Annotated in this window: 17 protein-coding genes and 3 tRNA genes; 12 read left to right on the top strand and 8 right to left on the bottom strand. The window is 72.3% G+C overall.

What is annotated here, in order from left to right:
* Positions 1 to 103: 103 nt before the first annotated feature.
* The 3 genes from ACQ614_RS19625 to ACQ614_RS19615 all read left to right on the top strand — a co-directional run bounded on the left by ACQ614_RS19625 (position 104) and on the right by ACQ614_RS19615 (position 411).
* Positions 104 to 176 (top strand) — tRNA-Glu (locus ACQ614_RS19625).
* Positions 177 to 233: 57 nt separating this feature from the next.
* A tRNA-Asp gene (locus ACQ614_RS19620) sits at positions 234 to 307 on the top strand.
* A gap of 27 nt (positions 308 to 334) precedes the next feature.
* Positions 335 to 411 (top strand) — tRNA-Phe (locus ACQ614_RS19615).
* An 83-nt stretch (positions 412 to 494) separates the two neighbouring features.
* Here the strand turns inward: ACQ614_RS19615 and ACQ614_RS19610 are convergent.
* Positions 495 to 1,220, bottom strand: a complete 726-nt coding sequence (locus ACQ614_RS19610) for a tyrosine-type recombinase/integrase (protein WP_431679825.1) — start codon at positions 1,218 to 1,220, stop codon at positions 495 to 497.
* 504 nt (positions 1,221 to 1,724) lie between these two features.
* On the opposite strand from ACQ614_RS19610, the gene ACQ614_RS19605 reads away from it, so the two are divergent.
* Positions 1,725 to 2,024, top strand: coding sequence for a hypothetical protein (locus ACQ614_RS19605; RefSeq protein ID WP_431679824.1), 300 nt, complete (start codon positions 1,725 to 1,727; stop codon positions 2,022 to 2,024).
* Positions 2,025 to 2,054: 30 nt separating this feature from the next.
* On the opposite strand, the gene ACQ614_RS19600 is transcribed toward ACQ614_RS19605, so the two are convergent.
* From ACQ614_RS19600 to ACQ614_RS19590, 3 genes are all read right to left on the bottom strand, one after another.
* Complete coding sequence (locus tag ACQ614_RS19600; protein ID WP_431679823.1) at positions 2,055 to 4,307, bottom strand: arylsulfatase; 2,253 nt, start codon at positions 4,305 to 4,307, stop codon at positions 2,055 to 2,057.
* 795 nt (positions 4,308 to 5,102) lie between these two features.
* Positions 5,103 to 6,527 (bottom strand): DEAD/DEAH box helicase, encoded by a 1,425-nt coding sequence (locus tag ACQ614_RS19595; protein ID WP_431679822.1) that lies wholly within the window; start codon positions 6,525 to 6,527, stop codon positions 5,103 to 5,105.
* 357 nt (positions 6,528 to 6,884) lie between these two features.
* Positions 6,885 to 7,088 carry a cold-shock protein gene (locus ACQ614_RS19590; protein WP_030303996.1) on the bottom strand — a complete coding sequence of 68 codons (204 nt, stop codon included), beginning with the start codon at positions 7,086 to 7,088 and terminating at the stop codon, positions 6,885 to 6,887.
* Positions 7,089 to 7,464: 376 nt separating this feature from the next.
* Between ACQ614_RS19590 and ACQ614_RS19585 the strand changes: the two genes are divergently transcribed.
* A complete protein-coding gene (locus ACQ614_RS19585; RefSeq protein ID WP_431679821.1) occupies positions 7,465 to 7,695 on the top strand; it encodes a hypothetical protein in 231 nt (76 codons plus the stop codon).
* A gap of 343 nt (positions 7,696 to 8,038) precedes the next feature.
* Here ACQ614_RS19585 and ACQ614_RS19580 read toward each other — a convergent pair whose 3' ends face one another.
* The gene (locus ACQ614_RS19580) at positions 8,039 to 8,887 is read right to left on the bottom strand and encodes a sulfurtransferase (RefSeq protein WP_431679820.1); all 849 of its coding nucleotides are present in this window, start codon (positions 8,885 to 8,887) and stop codon (positions 8,039 to 8,041) included.
* Positions 8,888 to 9,362: 475 nt separating this feature from the next.
* Here ACQ614_RS19580 and ACQ614_RS19575 point away from each other — a divergent pair, with 475 nt between their 5' ends.
* From ACQ614_RS19575 to ACQ614_RS19550, 6 genes are all read left to right on the top strand, one after another.
* Entirely contained in the window at positions 9,363 to 9,830 is a 468-nt protein-coding gene (locus ACQ614_RS19575; protein ID WP_431679819.1) for a helix-turn-helix domain-containing protein, read from the top strand.
* A 98-nt stretch (positions 9,831 to 9,928) separates the two neighbouring features.
* Positions 9,929 to 10,396, top strand: coding sequence for a hypothetical protein (locus tag ACQ614_RS19570; RefSeq protein WP_363492783.1), 468 nt, complete (start codon positions 9,929 to 9,931; stop codon positions 10,394 to 10,396).
* A complete protein-coding gene (locus tag ACQ614_RS19565; RefSeq protein WP_431679818.1) occupies positions 10,389 to 11,669 on the top strand; it encodes an MAB_1171c family putative transporter in 1,281 nt (426 codons plus the stop codon). The genes ACQ614_RS19570 and ACQ614_RS19565 overlap by 8 nt, the downstream gene beginning before the upstream one ends.
* Positions 11,666 to 12,442 (top strand): oxygenase MpaB family protein, encoded by a 777-nt coding sequence (locus ACQ614_RS19560; protein WP_431679817.1) that lies wholly within the window; start codon positions 11,666 to 11,668, stop codon positions 12,440 to 12,442. Before ACQ614_RS19565 ends, ACQ614_RS19560 begins: the two co-directional genes overlap by 4 nt.
* 125 nt (positions 12,443 to 12,567) lie before the next feature.
* Positions 12,568 to 13,083: a hypothetical protein gene (locus ACQ614_RS19555; protein ID WP_431679816.1), complete on the top strand. Its 516-nt coding sequence runs from the start codon at positions 12,568 to 12,570 to the stop codon at positions 13,081 to 13,083.
* A gap of 173 nt (positions 13,084 to 13,256) precedes the next feature.
* A complete protein-coding gene (locus tag ACQ614_RS19550; protein WP_431679815.1) occupies positions 13,257 to 13,886 on the top strand; it encodes a hypothetical protein in 630 nt (209 codons plus the stop codon).
* Positions 13,887 to 13,943: 57 nt separating this feature from the next.
* Here the strand turns inward: ACQ614_RS19550 and ACQ614_RS19545 are convergent, their stop codons facing one another.
* From ACQ614_RS19545 to ACQ614_RS19535, 3 genes are all read right to left on the bottom strand, one after another.
* A complete protein-coding gene (locus ACQ614_RS19545; RefSeq protein WP_431679814.1) occupies positions 13,944 to 15,056 on the bottom strand; it encodes a hypothetical protein in 1,113 nt (370 codons plus the stop codon).
* Positions 15,057 to 15,130: 74 nt separating this feature from the next.
* Entirely contained in the window at positions 15,131 to 15,475 is a 345-nt protein-coding gene (locus ACQ614_RS19540) for a WXG100 family type VII secretion target (protein ID WP_431679813.1), read from the bottom strand.
* A gap of 120 nt (positions 15,476 to 15,595) precedes the next feature.
* Positions 15,596 to 16,396 (bottom strand): class I SAM-dependent methyltransferase, encoded by an 801-nt coding sequence (locus tag ACQ614_RS19535; RefSeq protein WP_431679812.1) that lies wholly within the window; start codon positions 16,394 to 16,396, stop codon positions 15,596 to 15,598.
* 137 nt (positions 16,397 to 16,533) lie between these two features.
* Between ACQ614_RS19535 and hrpA the strand changes: the two genes are divergently transcribed.
* On the top strand, positions 16,534 to 20,499 hold the full coding sequence (hrpA, locus tag ACQ614_RS19530; protein WP_431679811.1) for an ATP-dependent RNA helicase HrpA: 3,966 nt from the start codon (positions 16,534 to 16,536) through the stop codon (positions 20,497 to 20,499).
* The last annotated feature ends 98 nt before the right edge of the window (positions 20,500 to 20,597 follow it).

The raw sequence follows: 20,597 nt of genomic DNA, 5'->3' as shown, positions 1-20,597 counted from the left end.
CGACACCGGACACGGCGGCGGAAACCGTTTTGGTGTTCCCGCCCGGCATCCCATATGCTTCTCGACGTCCCCGAACGCTGGATAACAGCCCGGGGGGCCGCAAGCCCTCATCGTCTAGTGGCCCAGGACGCCGCCCTTTCAAGGCGGTAGCACGGGTTCGAATCCCGTTGGGGGCACGCGTTACCGTAGTACAGTGCAGTGCCGCAAGGCCTGAGCGGAATTTTTCCGCACCAGGTCCCGTGGAGCAGTTGGTTAGCTCGCCACCCTGTCAAGGTGGAGGTCGCGGGTTCAAGTCCCGTCGGGATCGCTCGTCTCGCAAGAGACGGTGCAGTACGGCCAGGTAGCTCAGTTGGTACGAGCGTCCGCCTGAAAAGCGGAAGGTCGCCGGTTCGACCCCGGCCCTGGCCACCAGTGCTGAACAGCACAAAGCCCCCGAGCGCATCGCGCTGCGGGGGCTTTTTCGTGCCACGTATGCCAACCGGTATGCCAACGACTCAGGCGAACCGCTCGCTGAGCGAGCCGGGGGCCTTCCGCTGCTCGTCCAGCGAGGCATGGGCGTAGACCTTCATGGTCACCCCGATGTCGCTGTGGCCGGCGATCTGCCGGACGATGTGCGGCGGGACCCCGAGGTCCAGCAGCAGGGTCACGCAGGTGTGCCGGAGGTCGTGGAACCGGAGCGTGAGCCCGAGCCGATCCCGGAGCGGGTACCAGCTCCGCCGGAGGTTGTCCGGCTCGATCGCGGTCCCGACCCGGCTGGTGAACACCAGCCCCGAGTCCTTCCACCGGTCGCCGGCCGCCGCGCGCTCCTGGGCCTGCCTCTCCTGGTGCTCTCGGAGAGCCGTCAGCACCAGAGGCAGGAGCGGCAGCGTCCGGAGCGAGGAAGCCGTCTTGGTCGGCCCGAGCTGAAGGCTGCCATCCACGCGCTGAAGGTTGCTCGACACGATCAGCGTCCCCCGCTCCAGGTCGACCGCCGACCAGTGGAGTCCGACCAGCTCGCCGCGCCGCATCCCCATGGCCAGCGCCAGCACGTACAGCGCGTGCAGCCGGTCCGCGCTCGCCGCCTTCAGCAGAAGCCGCGCCTGCGGCACCGTGAGGCCCTTCCCAGTGCCGTAGTCGGGCGTCGGCACCTGAACCAGCTTGGCGACGTTCCGGAGAATCAGCTCCTCACGGACGGCGTTCTCGATCGCGTTCCGCAGGACGGCGTGGATCGACTGCACCATCCGGCGGGAGAGCCGCGTGTTGCAGCACTCCCCCGCCTCGCAGCACCTCGGCTCCTTGCGGGCCTTGTCCCACCCGTTCGCGCAGCAACGGTAGCCAGCCAGTACGCCAAGTAGTTCGCCATCTTCACGTTGGTATCCGGCGTCGGGATGCCCTGGTTGTCCTGAGCCTGGAAGGTCGTGATCTTCTCCCGGACGTCGTCCCGCGTCTTGCCGTAGACGGCGACCCGCTTGGGAACGCCGGAAGTGGTGGTCACGTAGACCGGCCTTGGAACAGAGCGCGGCTCTTCAGGTAGGTGATGCTGCCGTCTCCGTTGGCGCGCTTGGCGCTCAGCGGCAACGTAACCAACGTCACGCCGCTCCGGTCCGGCGGAAGCCGCACACTAACTTGACTGGGATGGCCGGGGCGCGCCGACCACGGCGCGGCCGGTGCTCCAACGGCGCAGGCCAGGCGGCAGTAGGGAGGTGCTTTCGATGGCTGTGTCGGTTCGCGCTGACGATGTTCGGGTGGCGGTCGTGCACGCGACGTTGGCGCCGTTCGCGTGGCAGTCGTTCACCACCGTGTCGCTCTGCCGCCGTGCGCTGGCCGCGATGGACGCCGAGCAGGTGTCTCACCGTCCCGGCCCGCACGGCCTTCCGCAGGAGGAGTGCGTCGCCGCGGTGGTGGAGTTCCTGAACGGCCGGCCATGGCGGTCGTACACGGTCGGCGGGCTGAGTCGACTCCTGGTGGGGGCTGCACTGGCTTGGCGGCAGGAGCAGGCCTGGTTCGACATCCGGCTGGGCCTGCTGCTGGACGGCGTGGACTGACCGGCAGCAGGCCCCGGGTGGGCGGAGGCCCTACTGGCGGGCCATGTGCATGCGCATCTCGCTGGGGGCGTCGACGATGAGGTCGCCGGACAGGTCGACGGTGACGCTGTGAAGGGTGCCGGTGAAGCGGAACGGTGCCTGGTAGTCGGGGGTGATGGCCGATCCCGGGTTGGCGCCGCAGGCCATGCCACCGGGGTTGAAGGCGATCGGGGTGGTGACCGGCATATCGGTCTCGCCGACGAGGCGCCCGTCGATGTACAGCTGGGCCTGGCCGGATGCGCCCTTGCCATGGGCGATGTCCGGGGCGCCGGTGGGCTCGAACTCGAAGCGCAGGGTGTGCCGCCCCTCGGGCACGCTCTCGCTGGAGGTCACGTGGTGCAGGGTCCGCTGGACGTAGTTGTGGGCGTAGTGGAGGTGGCCGTCCTTGAGGTAGAGGGACCAGCCGCCGGCGTTGGTGCCCTGGCAGAGCAGGACGCCCTGCGCGCCGCCGGGCGGGATCTCGACGTCGGCGGTGACGCTGTGCGGGCGGTTGAGGACCCGGGGCGCGACCGCGGCCGGCAAGGCCTGCGTGCCGGGACGGAAGGTGTAGCTGGTGCGGGCCTCGGTGATCTGCGGGCGCTCGGTCATGATGCGCTGCAGGACGCTGCCGTCGATCGGCATCACGTTGTACCTGCCGGCCTCCACGTACCACTGGGCGATCATCTCGATGAGCTTGCTGCGGTGCTCCTCGGCGAGGTTGCGGGTCTCGGCGATGTCCTCGTCGACGTGGTAGAGCTCCCAGTGGTGGGCGTCGAGGTCGTCCAGGTCCGCCATGGTGATGGGGGTGCCGAAGGGCCGCTCGGCCTCGGTGAAGTTGGGGCCGGGCCAGGGGCAGACCGCGCGCCAGCCGTTGTGGTCGATCGCCCGGTGGCCGAGCATCTCGTAGTACTGGGTGCGGTGGCGGGTCGGCGCGGCTGCGTCGTCGAAGGTGTGCGCGAAGCTGACCCCGTGCAGGGGCGACTGGGTGACGCCCCGGATGGTGGCGGGCGGCTCAATGCCGAGCACGTCCAGGACGGTGGGGACCATGTCGATGATGTGCGCGAACTGGCCGCGGACCTCGCCGCGGGCCTGGATGCCGGCGGGCCAGTGGACGAGGAACGGGTCGCTGACGCCGCCACGGTAGGTCTCCCGCTTCCACCGCCTGAACGGTGTGTTGCCCGCCCAGGTCCAGCCCCATGGGTAGTGGTTGAACGTGGCCGGGCCGCCGATCTCCTCGATCCGCGCCAGGCTCTCCTCCAGCGTCTCGGGCGCGTTGTTGAAGAACTGCAGCTCGTTGGTGGTTCCGGTCACCCCGCCCTCGGCGCTCGCCCCGTTGTCGGAGACCACCATGATCAGCGTGTTGTCGAACTCGCCGGTCTCCTTCAGGAAGTCCAGCAGCCGCCCGATGTGGTGGTCGGTGTGGGAGAGGAACCCGGCGTAGACCTCCATCATCCGCGCGGCCAGGCGCCGCGCTTCGGGCGTGAGCGACTCCCACGTGGGCACGTCCGGATCATGCGGCGACAGCTCCGCGTCCGCCGGTACGACGCCGAGCTCCTTCTGCCGGGCGAAGGTCCGCTCGCGGTAGGCCTCCCAGCCGGCGTCGAACCGCCCCCGGTAGCGATCCGCCCACTCCTTGGGCACATGGTGCGGGGCGTGCGTCGCACCGGGGCAGAAGTGCAGGTAGAACGGCTTGTCCGGGGCGACCTGCTTGGCGTCGGCGATGAACGACATCGCCCGCTCGACCAGATCCGCGGTCAGGTGGTAGCCCTCCTCCGGGGTGGCCGGCGGCTCGACCTGGTGGTTGTCGTAGACCAGGTCCGGGTACCACTGGCTGGAATCCCCGCCCAGGAACCCGTAGAACCGCTCGAAGCCCCGCCCCAGCGGCCACCGGTCGTACGGGCCCGCGGCCGACTCCTGCTCCGAGGGCATCAGGTGCCACTTGCCGACCATGTACGTGTTGTAGCCGTGCTGCAGCAGCATCTCGGAGAGGAACCCGTTCTCGAACGGGATCTGCCCGTTGTAGCCCGGGTAGCCGGTGGCGAGCTCCGTGATCGCCGCCATCCCGTTGGCATGGTGGTTGCGGCCCGTCACAATGCACGAACGCGACGGCGAACACAGCGCGGTCGTGTGCATGTTGTTGTACAGCAGCCCACCCGCCGCCAGCGAGTCCAGATTCGGCGTCTCGATCGGGCTCCCGTAGCAGCCGAACTGTCCGAACCCGGTGTCGTCCAGCACGATCATCAGCACGTTCGGCGCGCCCGGCACCGCTCGCACCGGCTGCGGCCACGCCGGGATCGACTCATCAGTGGTCCGCCCGATGACCCCGGGGAACCTCTGGCCCGGCCTGTACTCACCCCAGGATGACTGCGACATTCTGGCCTCCGTCGCACCAGCAGGCGCGAGAACCGGTGATGTTTGGGTACGCGGCTGTTCCACGGAGCCCTGTCGCCGACACGTCATAGGGGGGCCGGACAGCAGGCCCCCGGTGCCAGCCATCGGCTGGGAGCGACCTGGGCTCCTCCACGCTAGGCCGCCACCATCACCATGGCGACTGGGGCGCGGCATTCGGTCCTCACTGTGAGCAGAGATGGGGACCACGACGCTGTCAGATGCGGTCCGGCCACGGTCTCCCACTCTCGACATGTCTTCCTGCCGTGGCCGATGCGTATGCCAACGCGTATGCCAACAGCGGCGCACATCGGCACCCGGCCGAGCACCCCCCTGGGACCGAAAGCGCCTTCAGCCGGGCACGAGGAGCGTCAACCGCGCAGCCTGAAAAGCGGAAGGTCGCCGGTTCGACCCCGGCCCTGGCCACATCGCCTGACCAGGCACGATGCCCTCGAAGCAGCTCGCTTCGAGGGCATTTTTCACCCCGTCCGACGCCAACGCGGCGGCGGACGGCCACTCCCTCCCGGGACGCCGAGTACGTGGCGTACGAGCTCGGACTTCCCGAAGGGCGGATCGATCCCGCGCATTCGCCGGCCGACCTTCGTGAAGTCGTCGGACTCCCGGCGCCGGGGACGGCGGACCCGCCTCCCCGTCGCCCGGCGGCCGTCCCGCTCATGCACCGCGTGGGGACCGCGGGGGCGGGCCGCCGCGGCGCCCCGGGGCCTCCTGGGCCCTTCGGACGCCCGACGCGGGGCGAGCGCCGCGATTGCGACCGGCGGCGCGGCGGGGGTGTTCGTCCGCAAGGTCGGGTACCACCACGGGCACTCCGGTGGGTACGCGCGCACCGGTGATCCGGGCGAGTGCTTCGTCGCCGGGCCGGACACGGGCGGACTCGGGGGTGATGCCGGCGGCGGCCATCATGCGCGCCGTCCCTCGGCGCTGGTTGGGCAGCACGAGGGTGACGACCGTGCCGGACTCGCCGGCGCGGGCGGTACGGCCGCCGCGGTGCAGGTAGTCCTTGTGGTCGGCCGGAGGATCGACGTTGACGACCAGGTCGAGGCCGTCGATGTGGATGCCGCGGGCGGCGACGTTGGTGGCGATCAGCGCGGTGACCGCGCCGGCGCGGAACTGCTCCAGAGTGTGGGTGCGCTGCGGTTGCGACTTGCCGCTGTGCAGCGCGGCTGCCTTCACCCCGTTGGCCAGCAGGTCCTCCACCAGGCGGTCGGCTCCGTTCCTGGTCTCGGTGAACATGATCACGCCACCGTCACGGGACGCGATGTGGGCAACGGCGGAGCGCTTGTCGGAGTTCTGGACGTGCAGCACGTGGTGATCCATCGTGCTGACCGCGGCCGCCGGCGGGTCCACCGAGTGGGTGACCGGGTCCGTGAGGAAGCGATGCACCAGGCGGTCGACGTTGCGGTCGAGGGTGGCGGAGAACAGCATCGTCTGACTGTCCGCGTCGACCATGTCGAGCAGCGCGGTGACCTGCGGGAGGAATCCCATGTCGGCCATCTGGTCGGCCTCGTCGAGGACCGTGACGGTGATGTCGTCGAGCAGGCAGTCGCCTCGTTGAACCAGGTCTGCAAGCCGACCGGGGGTGGCGACGACGACCTCGGCCCCGCGGTTCAGCGCCAGTGCCTGGTGGTGGATCGGCATGCCACCCACGAGGGTGGCCAGCCGGAGCCGTACCGAGCGGGCGAAGGGGAGGAGGGCGTCGGCGACCTGCTGGGCGAGGTCACGGGTGGGCACCAGGATCAGGGCCAGCGGTCGGCGCGGCTCGGCCCGGCGTCCGGCGGTACGGGCCAACAGCGGCAGCCCGAAGGCGAGGGTCTTGCCGGAGCCCGTGCGTCCGCGCCCCAGGACATCGCGACCCGCCAGCGAGTTCGGCAGCGTTGCGGCCTGGATCGGGAACGGCGTGGTGACGCCCTGCCGGCTCAGCGTCGCAAGCAGCGCGCTCGGCAGGTCCATTTCGTCGAACGACCCGACCGGGGGCAGCGCCGAGGTGGTGCCGGACGGGGGAGCGACCGTGTGTCGGCGGCCGGCGGCCGGCGGGATCGGGCCGGAAGTCCTGTTCGAAGAACCGGTGGAGCGCATCATGCGGAACCTTCCTGGGAGCGGCACACCACCTGGAAGGCTCCGCGGCGTGAGACCGCGTGAAACTCGCAAGAACGGGCCGGGACTTCGAGGAGCAGTGCGTGGACGGTGGAGCAGTACGCCCTCACACCTCGTCAACGCGCACGTGACCAGCGGTGGAACGTCGACCGGGGATCCCCACGGCTGCACGGTCCATCCGGGCGCGGACCTGCGTAGCAGAAGCGCCGGAATGGCGGTCGGCGGCAAGGCCGAGGAGCCTTGGGGCCCGGGCCGATCCCCGTGAAAAGCCGAAGGGCCCGCACCGTGCGAGTGCGCGGTGCAGGCCCGGGCTGCCTGGCAGAGGCCGAGCAGCGGGAAGTACTAGAGCGGGCGAATGTTCTCCGCCTGCGGGCCCTTCTGGCCCTGCGTGACGTCGAACTCGACCTTCTGGCCCTCGAGCAGCTCACGGAAGCCGTTGGCGTTGATGTTCGAGTAGTGGGCGAACACGTCAGGACCGCCGCCATCCTGCTCGATGAAGCCGAAGCCCTTTTCCGAGTTGAACCACTTCACAGTGCCGTTAGCCATAAAAATATCCTTCGAATGGGTCGTCCGAAACTCACAGGGAGCAAGTTCCGCGTCGCCGCGATGATGACCCACCCGGGGAATGGCCGGGAAACAAAATGCACCTGCGGTCACAACCAGCAGGCGCACACAAAGTTCATGGGAACCACAACTGCAACTACCACGACTGTAGCAGGGTCCGGACCGTAACGGGGGAGTTCTCCTCGGCCGGTTCACCCACGCGGCCCCGACCGGCGATGGCGTCAGGCGCTCGTCCGTGCCCGCGGCTCCCCCGTTCGCCGGGAGTGCGCACCGTCGTTCACGCCCGCCGGCCGAGATCCAAAAATATTCGGCGGCTCGAGCCGCCCACTCCGTCGAAATCGGGCGCATACTGGCCGAAATGACGAATCCAGCCGCGCCCCGGCGCCACCTGCCCACCAGCCCCTTCCGACGGGCTCCGGCCCCGCCGCCGCCCAAGCAATTCGCCGTCGGAGACCGTGTGACGCACGACGAGTACGGCCTCGGCCGCGTCATCGGCGCCGAAGGCGACGGCGAGATCGCCGTGCTCGTCGACTTCGGCTCACGGGTGGAGCGGCTCCCCACGCCTTTCTCCAAGCTCTTCCTGTTGTGACCCTCGGCACACCGGTCGACTCGGACGCCGACCGGCGCGGGGGCGGGACGGTCCTCGACTCGATCCATCAGGAGCATGGCGACGTGCGGCGCCGATCGGCGCCGAGGCCGACCGCCCCGGACGGTGGCATCCCACTGCGGCCTTCCATGGACGGCACGGTCGCCCGGGCCAGGCAATGTCAACCGCCCGGCCCGGCCTGAAAGCGGAAGGTCGCCGCCTCGGCCCGGCCCTGGCACCAGCGGGAAGGCCCCGGAGAGATCACTCTCCGGGGCTTTTCGCATGCCCGGTACGCCGACCCGTACGCCGACCGTGGCCCGGCCGCGGGTGGCGTCCCGGGCACGGGTCAGCGCGGCCCGGGGCCCTGTTCCACCGGGAGGTCGGACGGGCGGCCCCATTCGCTCCACGAGCCGTCGTAGACGACGACGTCGCGGTAGCCGGCCAGCTCGGCGCCCAGGGCCAGGACGCAGGCGGTGACCCCGGAGCCGCAGCTGAGGACCAGCTTCTCCCGGCCGCCGGCCGCGGCCGTGATCCGGGCCTTCAGCTCCCCGGCGGGCCGCATCCGGCCGTCCTCCTGGAGGTCCGGGAAGGGCAGGTTCACCGCGCCGGGGATGTGGCCGCGGCGCAGGCCCGGCCGGGGCTCCTCGACCCGGCCGCTGTAGCGCTCGCGGCTGCGGGCGTCGAGCACCGCGCAGGCGTCGTCGGCCAGTGCCCCGGCCACCGCGTGGCGGTCCACCAGCAGCCCCGGGCGGGGCCTCGCCGTGAACGCTCCCGGCGCGGGCGGCTCCTCCTCGGCGCCCGCCTCCGCCAGCGGCAGTCCGGCGGCCTCCCAGACGGGCAGCCCGCCGTCGAGGACGGCGGCCCGGTCGAAGCCCATCGCGCGCAGCATCCACCAGGCGCGGGCGCTGGAGTAGATGCCCGCGTTGTCGTAGACCACCACCACGCTGTCCTCGTGCACCCCGAGCGCCCGCATCACGCGCTCGAACTGCTCCGGGGCGGGCATGGTGTGCGGCAGCGGGTCCGAGAGGTCGGAGAGCGCGCCGTCGATGTCGAACTCCCGGGCGCCCGGGATCGGCCGCCGGATGCCGCGGTACGCCCCGACGCTGGCGTCGAGCACCACCAGGCCGGGCCGGCCGAGCCGTTCCGCGAGCCAGTCGGCCGCCACCAGCGGCCCGGGGGGAGTCAGCAGAACCATGGCGCGCACCATCTCCGTTCCGGCCCGGCCCGCACACCGCGCGGGCATCCGACGCACAGTAGTGCACGTACCGACGACCCCGGCGGCGTTTGCGGGACAACCGATCGGTGGAGCGGGAGGCCGGCGGCGGGCCGGGGGACGGAGGCGCCGTACGCCTCGGCGGCGCCGGGGCCGCGGGCCGTGCGGGCGCCGCGGGCGGAAGCGGTGCCGGGCGCCGTTGCCCACCCCCGTGGGGCAGCGGCGCTCCGGAGTCTGCGGGGCCGGGTGGCGGCGGTTCGGCCGCGCACCGGCGGGCCGGTGTGGTCGATCCTGCTGAATGCGTGATGACCTGTCAACTATCGTGGATCGCGATGGGGGCTGCTCCCGGATACCGGCACGCCTCGTGCACCGGTCGGGCACTTCTCCCTCAACGATCGTGCAAGTCGGTGCCCCCGGGGGATACTGGCGGAGCGTCAGATCGTTCTATGATCCGCGCATGTCCACCGAATCTGCGCGACCGGCGGGCTCCGGCGGGCCGTCCGGCGAGGGTGCGGAGCCGCCGGGCTCCCCCGACTTCGCGGCCCGCTTCCGGCGCCTGATCAAGGTGATCTATCCGAAGGACCTCGGCCGCCCCTGGCGGGACTCCGAGATCGCCGTCGGCACCGGGCTGAGCGGCACCTACATCGGCAACCTCCGCAAGGGCACGCAGAAGCCGAGCCTGGAGAACGCCGTGAAGATCGCCAAGTTCTTCGGCGTCCCGCTGGACTACTTCAGCGACTCGGCGACCGCGCAGGCCGTCGAGCGCGACCTGCAGCGGATCGAGGCGCTGCGGGACGCCCGGGTGGAGCGGATCGCGATGCGGGCGGCCGGCCTTCCGCCGGAGATGCAGGACGCGGCACTCACCGTCGTGGAACAGTTGCGCCGGGCGGTCGGACTGCCCGACGACGGTGACCCGGTGACGTGAGTGGCGTGACCGGGCAGCAGACGCCGCTGGGCCACTGGCGGCTTCCCGAGGGGGAGCACGTGCGAGGTGTGGGGCGTACCCGCCGCCGGATGAGGGGCGTGGCCAGGCAGCTGGGACTGCCGCCGCTGAGCACCGTCGAGGAGCTGTGCGCGGCGGTCGCCGAGCGCTCGGGCCGGCCGGTGCGGCTGTCACCCCGCCGGATGCGGGTGGGGGAGCCGTCCGGCTTCGTCGAGCGGCTCCCGGACGAGGACGTCGTCCACTTCGAGCAGGAGACCTCCGGCCTGCACCAGGCGCACATCATCTGCCACGAACTGGCCCACCTGCTGTGCGGGCACCTGCCGGAGGCCCCGCCGCCCGGCGCGGAGGCCGAGCTGGTGGAGCTGCCCACCATCGACCCGGCCGTGCTGCGGCTGGTGCTGGGCCGCTCGCACTACGACGACGCCGCCGAGGAGGAGGCCGAGGTGCTGGGGGCCGAACTGCTGCGGATCCTGGTCCTGGCACCGGGCGCCGGGACGACCTCGCAGCTGGCGCCCGCCCTGGAGCACCGCAAGGGGCAGCATGTCTGAGCCGTACGCCGCTGCCGTGGCCTCCGCGGCCCCGGCGGTGTCCGAGGCGCCGTTCAACGCCGTCTACCTGGCGATCGGCGCGGCCGCCTGGGCGGTGGCCTGCCTCAAGGTCCGGGCGTGGCGCCGCGACCCCTCGGCGGGCCTGCTGGTGGTGGCGCTGGCGATCGCCTCGCCGGCCACCTCCTTCCTGATGGCCGCACCCGTCGTGTACCGGCTGATCGACCGGGTCGCGCACGTCGGCAACCTGGCGACCCTGCTGGTCTACCTGGGCATCACCGGGTTCTCGGCCGCGACCGTGGTGCTGGCGCTGATCTGGACGCCCCCGGGGGAGCGCTCCGGCGACCGGATCTGGGACGCCTCCTCGGCGGTCACCCGGCGCCGGATACGGCAGCGCCTGGCGGTGTTCGCGGTGCTGGCACCGCTGATGGCGGCGCTGTTCGCCGCGGGCCGGGCCGGCAGCCCGGAGACGCCGCTGACCTTCGACACCACCTTCGCCACGGTGCCCGCGATCGCCTGCTTCCTCGTCCTCTACCAGGGCGTCTTCGCCTTCGCGCTGGTCGACATCGGACGGGTCTGCCTGGGCCACGCGGCCCGGCTGCCGGACGGCTGGCTGCGCCGCGGCATCCGGCTGATCGCGTACGGCTCGGTCACCGCCTGCGGGTACGTGCTCTGCAAGATCACGGCGATCGCGGCGGCCGCGGTCGGCACCGGCGGTCTCGACTGGCTGAGCACCGCGGCGGGGCCCGCCTTCGCGGCGGCCGGCGCCCTGCTGATCACCGCGGGCTTCGCCGGCCCGGCGGGCGCGGCCTGGGCCCGCCGGCGGCGCGACTACCGGGCCCTGCGCCCGCTCTGGGACCTCGTCTACCGGGCGGACCGCCGCCTCGCCCTGGAGGCCCCGCCGGCCCGCTGGACGGAGCGACTGGCCCTGCGCGACCTGGAGTGGCGCACCACCCGGCGCGGCCTGGAGATCCGGGACGGACAGCTGACCCTGCGCCCCTGGGTGGACCCGGCCGTGGTCGACGGAGGCCTGCGGATCGCCGCACGGGCCGGGCTGGACGAGGCCGAGCGCGCCGCCCTGGTGGTGGCCGCCGGGCTGCGGTCCGCCGTCGCGGCGCTGGACGCCGGGCGCCCGCCGCTGCCCCGCGAGGAGCAGGCCGCGCTGCCCGGCCTCGACGCCGACCCCGCCGAGGAGCGGGCGCACCTCGTCCGCGTCGCCCGCGGACTCGACGGCCCGCTCACCGAAGAGGCCCTCGCCACGGCCCGGACGCCGTGAACACAGCCGACCCGGACGCCGCCGGCGGCCCCCGCCCCGCGGGCCCGCGCGACGCGTACGCCCGGCTGGTGCTGGAGGCGATGCCGGAGGAGTGCAAGGCCGGGCTGACCCTGGGCTTCGTCCGGACGTTCGCGGTGCCGGAGATCGCCGCGGTGCTGCACGGCACCGGCCGGGTCACCGGGCAGCCGAGGGCGCGGGGCAAGGCGACCGGTGCGGCGATGTTCACGCTGATCGGGTGCGGCCCGGACAGTGCGGAGGGCCGCGAGGTGGTGGCCGCGCTGCGGCGGATCCACGACCGCCCGGGCATCACACCGGAGCTGATGCACTACGTGCTGGCCTGTTTCACGGTCTGCCCGCTGCGCTTCGCGGACGCGCACGGCCCCCGTCCCGCGACGCCGGCCGAGCGGGACGCCGCGTACGCCTTCCACCGGGAGCTCGCCGCCGCCCTGGGCCTGCCCGAGCCGCCCGGCGGCGGCCTCACCGGCACCGAGGAGTGGATGCGCGGCTTCGAGCGCCGCCGCTTCGCACCGACCCCGGAGGGCAGGGAGCTGTGGGCCTCGGCCCGCGGCCTGCTGGCCTCCCGGCTGCCGCGGCGGCTGGCACCGCTCGTCCCGGTGTTCGCCGCGGCCCTGCTGGACGCGCCGCTGCGCGAGGCGCTCGGCGTCCGCCGGCCGCCGCTGCCCGTCCGCGCGCTGGTGGCGGGGGCGCTGAAGGCCCGCTCCCGGCGCCGTGCGGGCCGGCCGGAGGCAGGTGCCGCGCCCCGCTCCGAGTGACGCGGGCCTTACGGCGCCGGGAGCACACTGGAACTGCACGCCGGGCGTCTCCGGCACGGCGGTACGGGATCGGCCGCAGCTCCGCGGCCGGCGGTCCGCCGCCGGGCCCCGGCCCGGAGGTGCCCGTGGAATCGGCTCCGGCAGCGCCCCGGCGCGGCGGCCCCTCGGCCGTCCTGCGCCGACTGGCGGGCGGGCTCGGACGCAGCCGCACCCGCCCGCTGCCCGACCCCGCCGCCTTTTCGCTGGGCCGCCGGACACAGGCCGCCGCCCTGCTCGCGGTGCTGGACGAGGCGGTGGAGGAGCAGGTGTCCGCGGATCTCGCGCTCGCGATGTGCGGGGAGCCCGGTCCGGTGCCCCCGGGGCTGGCGGAGCAGTTGTCCCGGCAGTCCGTGCGCTACGCCCGGCTGGCGGGGTGGCTGCGGGCGCTGCCGGCCGACGGCGACCTGGCCGGGGTGCGCGACCTCGCGGTGCGGCTGGTCAGCTACCACCAGTGGATGCTGCACCAGTCCGCGAACCTGGCGTTCTCCGGCCACCACCGGCCGCGGTGCGAGGCGGCGCGGCAGCGGATCAACGGCCTCGGCGCCCCGGCGGACCGGCTGCGCGAGCTGCGCGACCGGCTGCAGGCCGAGGCCGGGATGTGACCCTTCATCAGCCGACGGTCCGACAGGGGCCGCGCCGGACGGCGGTGCAGCGGGGTCGGCGGCACCTAGTAGGCTCCACGGCGCACTTGTGGCCGCGGGCGGACCGTCCGCGGCCGGGGGCGGTCCGCCGGGCGTACGGCGGGCCGTGGACAGCCATCTAGGGGGAATCCGTCATGCGTATCCGTCCTGCGGCCATTGCCGCCCTGCTGATCGCGACCTCGTTCGGCGCGGCCGCCTGCGGCCCGGAGGACTCCGGGAGCGACACCGCGCTCCAGGCGCCGAGCACCGCTGCCGCCGCACCGTCGGCCCCGGCCGGCGAGCCGTCGGCCGACAAGGCCGCCCCGGCCGCCTCCGCGTCGGCCGGCAAGGCCACCGGCGCCGCGGAGGACGACAACGGCGGCCGCGGGCCGAACTGCAAGGAGTACTTCAAGACCCACAAGGTCATCCACGTCCGGTCGGTCGACAAGGGCTTCGGCAAGCTGGTCGCCCAGAAGGTGACCGCCAACTGCACGGACAACGGCCTCTTCTTCAACTGGGAGGAGAAGGACACCTCCTTCACCGTGTCGCCCGAGGCGAAGATCACCGTGTACACGGCCGAGTACTACGCGAAGGCGAAGACCGTGACGGTGAAGAACGGCACCGCCGCCGACGGCATGGCGCACGTGAAGACCTGCGCGGAGACGCCGCACGCCACCGAGCCGGAGAAGCTGCCCGCCGGGTACGTCTGCACCCAGGACACCTACGAGTACACCGTGGACTCGAAGGGCGCCATCACCTCGATGCGGGAGACCTGGAGCTCCTGACCGAAGGCCCGTGGCCCCCGGCGGCGGACCGCCGGGGGCCACGGGCCGCCGTGACCGCTACATCCCGTTCTTGCGGATGGCGGTGTAGGAGGAGAACTCGGAGAGCGAGGTCTCGCGGGAGACGCAGCCGCGGCTGCCGCTGTCCTCCAGGACGATCATCCGGGTGTGCGATGCGTCGGCCCAGCCGCCGAAGAGCACGACGTGCTGCGAGCCGCCCTCCCGGTGGACGACCATCGCGTCGCCGGGCTTCATCTCGCCCTTGGAGATGTGGTGGGCGATGCCGGCACTCTCGCTGATCAGCGGGCCGGTGGAGGTGCCGCCGCCCGAGGTGTTCAGGCCCCAGGCCGCGGACACGAAGCCCGAGCAGTCGACGCGGTAGCCGTTGGTGACGGCGCCCTGGCTGTAGCCGAGCTTCCGGTTGACCCGCTCCATGGCGCGCTCGACCATCGCCCGGCGCTCGTCGGAGACGCCTTCGAGCTTCGGCTGGGCGAGGGCGCCGGCGCCGCCGCCGTTGCGCGGGTGCCACTTGTGGCTCGGGCTCCAGTCGTCCCAGCCCTTGCCGTTGATCATGTGGGTCTTCCAGGTGCCGTCGCTCCGGTCCTTGATCTTCGGACCGTCGTGCCGGCCGCCGGGGCGCAGGGTGACGCCCGAGCCGTCGTTCCCACTGCTGTCGGTGCCCGTGTGGGGGGAGTCGGGGGTGTTGTGGTGGCCGCCGCCACCGCCGCTGCCGCCACCGCCGTTGCCGCCGCCCTTGCCGCCGCCGGTGCCGTCGATGCCGGTGTGCGGGCCCTTGGGCTTCTCCTGGCCGTCGTGCTTGCCCTTGAGGTCCTCGAGGATCTTGCGCTCCGCGGCCTCGTACTCCGCGATGACCTTCTTGATCTTCTGTGCGTCCTCGCCGAGGTGGTCGGTGAGCTGCTTCTTCGCGGCCTCCAGTGCGTCGGCCTTCCGCTCGATCGCCTCGATGTGCCGGGCGACGCTGTAGGCGACGGCGAAGAAGTTGACGACGCCGAGCGGGCCGCCCGCGGCGACGTCCATGGCGGCGGCCCGGCCGATGGCGCTCTTGATGGCGCCGACCTTCTGGGTCATCTCGGCCATGCGCTGGTTGATCTTCTGGAAGTCGTTCTGGATCTTCGCCAGCTCCTGCAGCTGGTACCCGAACTTGTCGCCCATGGGGCGCTCCCCCTCGTGTGGTGTGGATGACGGACGTGCGGCCGGGGCGGGGTACGACCGCGCCGGAGGCCGGCTCAGAAGGCGTCGGCGAGACCCTTGATCTCCTTGCCGAGGCCCTCGAGGTCGTCAGCCACGGTGTTGAGTTCCTTGACGCGGCCCTGGGCGTGGCCGATGAAGGCGTCGGCAGCCGGGCCGTGCCAGGTGAGGTGGCTCAGCGCGGTGTTGATCTCCTTGCCGAAGGCCTCCACCTCCTTGGCCAGCTGCTCCAGCTCCGAGGCGTACTTGGCGAGTTCGGCGTCAGGGTCGCCGAACATCTGGCTGAGCACCCAGTGTGCGATCTTCTGCGGGGCCCAGAAGACGTCCTCTACGACGTCCACCGCCGCGCTGCCGAGCTTCTTGATGTCGTCCCACGTACTCACAGCCGCTCCCCCATGACTTTCACGACAGGCTGATAGTCGGTCAAAAGGCTATCGGAACCGGGCATGCCGGGGGAGCCTGCCCGCCCCGCGGGCCGCGGGCTCCCCGGCCGCCCCCGGGGCTCAGCGACGCCCGACCGCCAGGACCGCCACCGCCGGGACCGCCAGCAGCCCGTCCGCGCCCGCCCGTTCGGCGGTCAGCCGGTCGTAGTGCCGCTTGATCTCGGCGACCCCCTCCGGCGACTGCGCGGCGACCACCTGGCCGAAGGACGCGATCCCGCCGACCGCGCCCCGCCAGTAGTCCTCGGCGGCCACCGTGTACGTCCAGCGCAGCTCGCGCCCGCCGGCCTCCGCCCAGCCCGCCTTCTCCAGCAGGCCGGCGAACCCGTCCGGCGTCCGCTCGAAGTCGACCGGCACGGTCGGGAACACCGGGCGCTCGACGCCGGCGGCGTTCAGCGCCTCGCCGAAGACCGCCATCGCGCCGTTGGCCGCGGACGCCCAGATCGTGGCCGCGAGCCGTCCGCCGGGCCGGGTCACCCGGCGCAGCTCGGCGAGCACGGCGATCGGGTCCTCGACGTGGTTGAGCACGAAGTTGCCGACCACCGCGTCGAAGGAACGGTCGGCGAAGGGCAGCTCGGGCAGGACGGCGTGCCGCACCGCGGCCTGCGGCACCCGGGCGGCGGCCAGCTCGACCATGCTCGGCTCGGCGTCCACCGCGGTGACCCGCGCCCCGAGCCGGACACCGGCCGCGGCAGCGGTGCCGGGGCCCGTCCCGACGTCCAGCAGCTCGGTGCCGGCCCCAGCGCCCGAGGCGGCGATCAGCTCCGGCACCGCGCCCGCGCACAGCGGCGCGAAACTGCCCTCGTACGCCTGTGCCCGACCCGCCCAGATCCTGCGTTCGTGTGCGTCGAACTCCCCCGCCACGGCGTTTCCCCCTCGTGATCGTTTCGGTACGGGCAGCCTAGCCCGGGTCGTTCGCCGTTCGAGCGGGCGGGCTGTGACACTGGAGGGGCTCGAAAACCGAGGTGCGCGCGCCCGTGCCTCCTTGCGAATCTAGAGGGATGCCCGCAGTGAGTTCTCCCGTAGCCCGGTCCGCCGATGCGCCCGCCATCGCGGAGCTGGCCGCCCGACTGCCCGAGCTGATGCTCCGCGACCAGCAGCGGATCGGCCGGCGGCTGGACGGCGCGCGGCGGGTGCGCAGCCCCGAGGCCCGGCAGAAGATCGCCGGGGAGCTGGCCGCCGAGGTCGCCAAGGCCGAGCTGCGGGTGGAGCAGCGCCGCGCCGCGGTGCCGGAGATCCGGTACCCGCAGGAGCTGCCGGTCAGCCAGAAGAAGGACGAGATCCTCGCCGCGATCCGCGACCACCAGGTGGTGATCGTGGCGGGCGAGACCGGTTCCGGCAAGACGACGCAGATCCCGAAGATCTGTCTGGAGCTGGGCCGCGGGGTGAAGGGCCTGGTCGGCCACACCCAGCCGCGCCGGATCGCTGCGCGCACCGTCGCGGAGCGGGTGGCGGAGGAGCTGGCCACGCCGCTCGGCGAGGCGGTCGGCTGGAAGGTGCGGTTCACCGACCAGGTCGGCCAGGACACCCTGGTCAAGCTGATGACGGACGGCATCCTGCTGGCGGAGATCCAGACCGACCGGGAGCTGCGCCAGTACGACACGCTGATCATCGACGAGGCGCACGAGCGCAGCCTCAACATCGACTTCCTGCTCGGCTACCTCAAGCAGCTGCTGCCGCGCCGCCCCGACCTCAAGGTCGTGATCACCTCCGCGACGATCGACCCGGAGCGCTTCGCCGCCCACTTCGACGACGCGCCGATCGTCGAGGTGTCCGGCCGCACCTACCCGGTCGAGGTGCGCTACCGCCCGGTCCTCGAGGAGGGCACCGAGGAGGACGAGGTCGACCGGGACCGCGACCAGGTCCAGGCGATCTGCGACGCGGTGGAGGAGCTCCAGGCCGAGGGCCCGGGCGACATCCTGGTGTTCCTCTCCGGCGAGCGGGAGATCCGCGACACCGCGGACGCGCTGAACCGGATGAAGCTGAAGTTCACCGAGGTGCTGCCGCTGTACGCCCGGCTGTCCTCGGCCGAGCAGCACAAGGTCTTCCAGCGGTCGAACAGCCGGCGCGTGGTGCTCGCCACCAACGTCGCCGAGACCTCGCTGACCGTGCCGGGCATCAAGTACGTGGTCGACCCGGGCACCGCCCGCATCTCCCGCTACAGCCACCGCACCAAGGTGCAGCGGCTGCCGATCGAGGCGGTCAGCCAGGCCAGCGCCAACCAGCGCAAGGGCCGCTGCGGCCGCACCTCGGACGGCATCTGCATCCGGCTGTACTCGGAGGAGGACTTCCTCTCCCGCCCGGAGTTCACCGACGCCGAGATCCTGCGCACCAACCTGGCCTCGGTCATCCTGCAGATGACGGCGGCCGGCCTGGGCGACATCGCGGCCTTCCCGTTCCTGGACCCGCCGGACTCGCGGAACATCAAGGACGGCGTCAACCTGCTGCACGAGCTGGGCGCGCTCGACCCGGCGGAGAAGGACCACCGCAAGCGGCTCACCCCGCTCGGCCGCAAGCTGGCCCAGCTGCCGGTGGACCCGCGGATGGCCCGGATGGTGCTGGAGGCGGACCGGCTCGGCTGCGTCCGCGACGTCATGGTGATCGCCGCCGCACTGTCCATCCAGGACCCGCGCGAGCGGCCCGCCGAGAAGCGCCAGGCCGCCGACGACCGGCACCGCCGGTTCAACTCGGAGACCTCGGACTTCCTCTCCTACCTGGCGATGTGGCGCTACGTCAGGGAGCAGCAGAAGGAGCTCTCCTCCTCGGCCTTCCGCCGGATGTGCAAGACGGAGTTCCTGAACTACCTGCGGATACGCGAATGGCAGGACGTCTACGTCCAGCTGCGGACGGTCGCCAAGCAGCTCGGGGTGACGATCGACGAACCGCATCCGGACGCCGAGCCCGATGCCGACCGCATCCACCAGGCACTGCTGTCCGGCCTGCTCTCGCACATCGGCCTGTTCGACGTGGAGAAGCGCGAGTACGGCGGCGCCCGGGGTGCCCGGTTCGCGGTCTTCCCGGGGTCGGGGCTGTTCAAGAAGCCGCCGCGCTGGGTGATGTCCGCCGAGCTGGTGGAGACCTCGCGGCTGTGGGCGCGGATCAACGCGAAGATCGAGCCCGAGTGGGTGGAGCCGCTGGCCGGCCACCTGATCAAGAGGTCGTACAGCGAGCCGCACTGGGAGAAGAAGGCCGGCGCGGTGCTGGCGTACGAGAAGGTGACCCTCTACGGGATGCCGGTCGTCGCGCAGCGCAAGGTGAACTACGGCCGGATCGACCCCGAGCTGTGCCGGGAGCTGTTCATCCGCAACGCCCTGGTGGAGGGCGACTGGGAGACCCACCACCGGTTCTTCGCGGAGAACCGCAAGCTGCTCGGCGAGGTCGAGGAGCTGGAGAACCGGGCCCGCCGCCGGGACATCCTGGTGGACGACCAGACCCTGTTCGACTTCTACGACGCGCGGCTGCCGGAGGAGATCGTCTCCACCCGGCACTTCGACTCCTGGTGGAAGAAGGCCCGGCACGAGCAGCCGGACCTGCTGAACTTCGAGAAGTCGATGCTGATCAACGAGTCGGCCGACGGCGTCACCGAGGCCGACTACCCGGACCACTGGCACCAGGGCAAGCTGCGCTTCAGGCTGACCTACCAGTTCGAGCCGGGCAGCGACGCGGACGGCGTGACCGTGCACATCCCGCTGCCGGTGCTGAACCAGGTGTCCGACGAGGGCTTCGACTGGCAGATCCCGGGGCTGCGGGCCGAGCTGGTCACCGCGTACATCCGCTCGCTGCCCAAGGCGATCCGGCGCAACTTCGTGCCGGCGCCGGACTTCGCGGCGGCGGCGCTGCGCGAGATGAAGGACCGCCAGGAGCCGCTGCTGCCGACGCTGGAGCGGGTGCTGCACCGGATGGGCGGCGTGGTGGTCCCGCCGGAGGCCTGGGACGACGAGCGGGTGCCGGACCACCTGAAGGTCACCTTCCGGGTGGTGGACGGCCGGAAGAAGCTCGCCGAGTCCAAGGACCTGGCGGAGCTGCGCCTGCAGCTCCAGCCGAAGCTGTCGGCGACGCTGTCCAGCGCCGCCTCGGGCCGCGGCATCGAGCAGGGCGGGCTGACCTCCTGGCCGGCCGGGCTGCCGGTGCTGCAGCGCACCTTCGAGCAGCGCACCCGCGGCCACTCGGTGCGGGCGTACCCCGCGCTGGTGGACGAGGGCGACACGGTGGCGGTCCGGCTGTTCGACACGCCGGAGGCCCAGGAGCAGGCGATGTGGGCGGGCACCCGCCGGCTGCTGGCGCTCCAGGTGAACTCCCCGGCGAAGTCGATCCAGGGCCGGCTGGGCAACCAGGCGAAGCTGGCGCTGTCGTACAACCCGCACGGGTCGATCCCCGCGCTGTTCGAGGACGTCGTGGCGGCGGGCATCGACCGGCTGATGGAGCTGAACGGCGGCCCGGCCTGGGACGAGGCGGCGTTCACCGCGCTGTACGACAAGGTCCGCGCCGACCTGTACGACCTGTCGGCGGACACCACGCTGAAGACGGCGACCGCGCTGATCGCCTTCCACCGGGCGACCACCCGGCTGAAGTCGGTCTCCAGCCCGGTGCTGCTGAACGCGGTGAACGACGTCCGGCTGCACCTGGCCTCGCTGGTGTACCCGGGCTTCGTCACGGAGACCGGCTGGCAGCGCCTGCCCGACCTGAAGCGCTATCTGCTGGCGGTGGACCGCCGTCTGGAGGCGCTGCCGGACCACCCGCAGCGGGACGCCCAGAACCTGCTGAAGGTGCAGGCCGTGCAGCAGGCCTACGGCGAGCTGCTGGCCCGGGTGCCGGCCGGGCGCGAGCCCTCGCCGGAGGTCCGGGCGATCCGCTGGATGATCGAGGAGCTGCGGGTGAGCTTCTTCGCCCAGGGGCTGGGCACGCCTGCACCCGTCTCGGAGAAGCGCATCCTCAAGGCGATGGACGCCGCCGCGGCGACGCTGTGACCGCCTCCGGTCCGGGGGCGGGCGCCCCCGGACCGGGCCCGCGGCGGCCGGTTCGACCTGGGGGCCTGCCATGCAGTACGATCTGTCTTGTTCGCGAG

It is taken from the genome of Kitasatospora dryopteridis (assembly GCF_050749075.1).
Lineage (GTDB): Bacteria > Actinomycetota > Actinomycetes > Streptomycetales > Streptomycetaceae > Kitasatospora.
This window is presented reverse-complemented; position numbering and strand designations above follow the sequence as displayed.